4 protein-coding genes are annotated in these 4,100 nt (G+C 72.3%); all 4 read right to left on the bottom strand.

Annotated features, from left to right (window positions below; all coding sequences use genetic code 11):
* Nucleotides 1-93: 93 nt before the first annotated feature.
* A complete protein-coding gene (gatB, locus tag AC08OQ_RS18110) occupies nucleotides 94-1,611 on the bottom strand; it encodes an Asp-tRNA(Asn)/Glu-tRNA(Gln) amidotransferase subunit GatB (protein WP_476602205.1) in 1,518 nt (505 codons plus the stop codon).
* Between the two features lie 12 nt (nucleotides 1,612-1,623).
* Complete coding sequence (locus AC08OQ_RS18105) at nucleotides 1,624-1,818, bottom strand: hypothetical protein (protein ID WP_476602204.1); 195 nt, start codon at nucleotides 1,816-1,818, stop codon at nucleotides 1,624-1,626.
* 94 nt (nucleotides 1,819-1,912) lie between these two features.
* Nucleotides 1,913-3,439 (bottom strand): Asp-tRNA(Asn)/Glu-tRNA(Gln) amidotransferase subunit GatA, encoded by a 1,527-nt coding sequence (gene gatA / locus AC08OQ_RS18100; RefSeq protein ID WP_476605820.1) that lies wholly within the window; start codon nucleotides 3,437-3,439, stop codon nucleotides 1,913-1,915.
* Nucleotides 3,440-3,452: 13 nt separating this feature from the next.
* A complete protein-coding gene (gatC, locus tag AC08OQ_RS18095; protein WP_462188741.1) occupies nucleotides 3,453-3,749 on the bottom strand; it encodes an Asp-tRNA(Asn)/Glu-tRNA(Gln) amidotransferase subunit GatC in 297 nt (98 codons plus the stop codon).
* Between the last annotated feature and the right edge of the window lie 351 nt (nucleotides 3,750-4,100).

Here is a 4,100-nt window from a genome sequence, read left to right as displayed (position 1 = left end):
CCTGCGAACCATCTGAAATACGACAAATCGGGGATCGGGCGGGCGAGGGCCGGGAAAGCGAGGGCAGGGGAAGGCGAGGGCCGGGAAGCGGTGTCAGGAAATGCCGAGGCGCTCCAGCAGCAGTCGCCGCACGGTCGCCGCGTCCGCCTGGCCCTTCATCGCCTTCATCACCGCGCCCACCAGCGGGCCGACGGCGTTCACCTTGCCGCCGCGGACCTTCTCGGCAATGTCGGGGGCGCCGAGGAGCGCCGCGTCGACGGCCGCAGTGAGCGCGCCGTCGTCCGCGACGATCGCCAGCCCACGGCCGGCGATCACCTCGTCGGGCGCGCCCTCACCGGCGAGCACCCCGTCGATGACCTTGCGGGCCAGCGCGTCGGTGAGCTCACCCGCGGCCACCAGCGCGGTGATCCGGGCGACATCGGCCGGGGTGATCTTAAGATCGCGCGGCTGGAGACCGGCGTCCGAGGCACGCCTGGCCAGCTCGTTGAGCCACCACTTACGGGCGGTCGCCGGGGCCGCGCCGGCGGCGACGGTCTCCTCGACCAGGTCGAGGACCGCGGCATTGCGCAGGTCCTGCAGATCCCGCGCGGTGTAGCCGTGCTCGGCGATCAGCCGGGCCCGGCGCGCCGCGGGCAGCTCCGGCAGGCCAGCCCGCAGCCGCTCGACGTATTCCGCGGGCAGGGCCAACGGGGTGAGGTCCGGCTCCGGGAAGTACCGGTAGTCGGTGGCCTCCTCCTTGGACCGGCCCGACGAGGTGCGGCCCGACGCCTCGTCGAAGTGGCGGGTCTCCTGGATGATGCGCCGGCCGTCGTCGAGCAACGCGACCTGCCGGGTGATCTCGTAGCGCACCGCGCGTTCCACCGACCGCAGCGAATTGAGGTTCTTCGTCTCGGTGCGGGTACCGAAGGGAGCGTCCGGGCCGCCGGGCGCCGGCCGCGGGCGCAGCGAGACGTTGGCGTCGCAGCGCAGCGATCCCTGCTCCATCCGGACGTCGGAGACGCCGAGCGCCCGGATCAGTTCCCGCAACTCGTCCACGTAGGCCCGGGCCACCTCGGGGGAACGCACGTCCGGTTCGGTCACGATCTCCACGAGCGGGATGCCGGCCCGGTTGTAGTCGACCAGCGAGTGGGTGGCGCCGTGGATGCGGCCGGTGGCGCCGCCGACGTGCAGCGACTTGCCGGTGTCCTCCTCCATGTGCACCCGGGTGATGCCCACCCGGTGCACCTCGCCCTCGACCTCCACGTCGAGCCAGCCGTTCGTGCACAGCGGCTCGTCGTACTGGCTGATCTGGAAGTTCTTCGGCATGTCGGGATAGAAGTAGTTCTTGCGCGCGAACCGGCACCACGACGCGGTCTCACAGTGCAACGCGAGTCCGATCATGACCGCGAAACGCACCGCCGCCTCGTTCACCACCGGCAGGGAACCCGGCAGCCCGAGGCACACCGGGCAGACCTGGGTGTTAGGCTCGGCACCGAAGGCCGTCGCGCAGCCGCAGAACATTTTGGAAGCGGTGCCGAGTTCGACGTGCGTCTCCAAGCCGATCACCGGCTCGTAGCGGGCCAGAACGTCGGAGTAGGACGGCAGCGCGCCGGCGGGAGCCACTGTGCTCACCGGATGAACTCCTCATGGATCGCTGGATGGGCGGGTGTCGCGGACGTGCACGTAGGTGAGGAACACCGCGGCCGGTAGGCCGAGCACTCCCCAGAGGAGCAGGACCGGGTTGAGCGTGGCGATACCGAGGCCCAGCACCAGCACGGTGAGCAGCCACACCACGCCCACCAGGAACCGGTCCTGCCGGCCGCTGCGCAGGCTCACCATCGCCGTTTCCCGCCCTTCCCTCGCGGCCGGCGGCCCGTCACCGCGGCCGCCACCCCCGGAACACGGATGACCCGCGAGACTGCCGGGCGCCCGCTCACAGCGCCGGGACCTCGTCGAGCAGCGGATGGCCGCGTTCGGCGTCCAACGCCTCCTCCAGCGCCCCGCCGACCCGGTAGAGCCGGTCGTCGGCGAACGGCGGCGCCATGATCTGGATACCCACCGGCAGCCCGTCCACGAGCCCGGACGGCAGGCTCATCGCCGGGCCGCCCGCGAGGTTGGACGGGATCGTGCACAGGTCCGACAGGTACATGGCCACCGGATCATCGACCTTCGCGCCCAGTGGGAAGGCCGGCGTCGGGGTAGTGGGCGAGACCAGGACGTCGACCTGCTCGAACGCGGCGGTGAAGTCGCGGCTGATCAGCGTACGGACCTTCTGCGCCTGGCCATAGTAGGCGTCGTAGTACCCCGAGGACAGGGCGTAGGTGCCCAGGATGATCCGCCGCTTCACCTCCGGGCCGAAACCGGCCTCGCGGGTGCGGCTCATGACCTCCTCGGCCCCGGCCCGGCCGTCGTCGCCGATCCGCAGCCCGAAGCGCATCGCGTCGAAGCGAGCCAGGTTCGACGAGCACTCGCTGGGCGCGATCAGGTAATAGGCGGGCAGCGCGTAGCTGAAGTGCGGGCAGCTCACCTCGATGACCTGGGCGCCCAGGCCCGTCAGCGCCTCGACCGCGGCAGCGAAGGCGGCCTCGGCCCCCGGGTCGTACCCGTCGCCGGCGAACTCGCGGACCACGCCGACCCGCATACCGCGGATGTCGCGCTGCCGTGCCGCCGCCACGACCGCGGGAACCGGCGCGTCGACGCTCGTGGAGTCCAGAGGATCGTGGCCGGCAATCGCGGCGTGCAGCAACGCCGCGTCGGTCACCGTGCGGGCCAGCGGGCCGGCCTGGTCCAGCGAGCTGGAGAAGGCGACCAGCCCGTAGCGGCTGACCCCGCCGTAGGTGGGCTTGACCCCGACCAGACCGCAGACGGCGGCCGGCTGACGGATGGAACCGCCCGTGTCGGTGCCGAGGGCGAGCGGCGCCTCGAAGGCGGCGACGGCCGCGGCGCTGCCGCCGCTGCTGCCGCCGGGGATGCGGGTGACATCCCAGGGGTTGCGGGTCGGCCCGAACGCCGAGTTCTCGGTTGACGAGCCCATGGCGAACTCGTCCATGTTGGCCTTACCCAGCAGGACGACGTCCGCGGCCCGCAGCCGGCTCACCACCGTGGCGTCGTACGGGGGGTGCCAACCCTCAAGGATGCGGCTGCCGCAGGTGGTGGGCATCCCTCGGGTGGTGAAGACGTCCTTGAGCGCCAACGGCACCCCGGCGAGCGGCCCGAGGCGCTCCCCGGCCGCGCGCCGGTCGTCGACCGACCGGGCCGCGGCGAGCGCGCCGTCGGCGTCCACGTGCAGGAAGGCGTGGACGGTCTCGTCGACCTTGGCGATGCGGTCCAACGCCGCCCGGGTCGCCTCGACGGCGCTCAGCCTGCCGGCGGCGATCGCGGCCGCCGTCGCGGCGGCGGACAGGCGCACGACGTCGGTCGTGCCGGGAGGTGTCGGGTTCTCCGTCATGTTCTCCGTCATGCGGGCGGCGACCTCATTCGTCCGGATCGAGGATGCGGGGCACCCGGAACCGCCCGTCCTCGGTGGCGGGGGCACCGGCCAGGGCCTCGGTGACGGGCAGCGACGGGCAGATGGTGTCCGGCCGGAAGACGTTGGTCAACGGCACGGCGTGGCTGGTCGGCGGGATGTCCGCGGCGGCGATCTCGGAGACTCGGGCGACCGCGGACAGGATCGCCTCGAGCTGCGGTGCCAGCGCGTCGAGCTCGTCGCCGGTCACCGACACCCGCGCCAAGCGGGCGAGGTGAGCCACCTCGCCCCGAGTGATCGCCATGGCGTGTGGCCCCTTCGTAGGCGGTGGGCACGGGGCCCGTGACTGGTCCTGGGCGCCGCGACGGATGCGGGAACCGGAACCGGGAGAGGCCGGATGCACCCCTGGGGCGCCCCGGGCGGACGATCGGGACCGGACGCATCGCCGCGTCGACGTGATGTCATCGTACGGGCCGCGGCGGGACCCCCCGCGGGCGCCGCCCCCCGCCGCTCCCCTGGCCTAGTACTCCAACCCGACTTTTGTGATCAGTTGCGGCCCGTGGGCTGACGGTGGGCGGCCGACCCAGCTCGCTCCGACGCAGGTCAGGACACGAAGAAGCCATCGTCGATCATGCCGGTTTGTGAGAACTCGTAG

It is taken from the genome of Frankia sp. CcCS3 (genome assembly GCF_977927575.1).
Note: the sequence above shows the minus strand (reverse complement) of the source record. Positions and strands in the feature narration are given on the sequence as shown.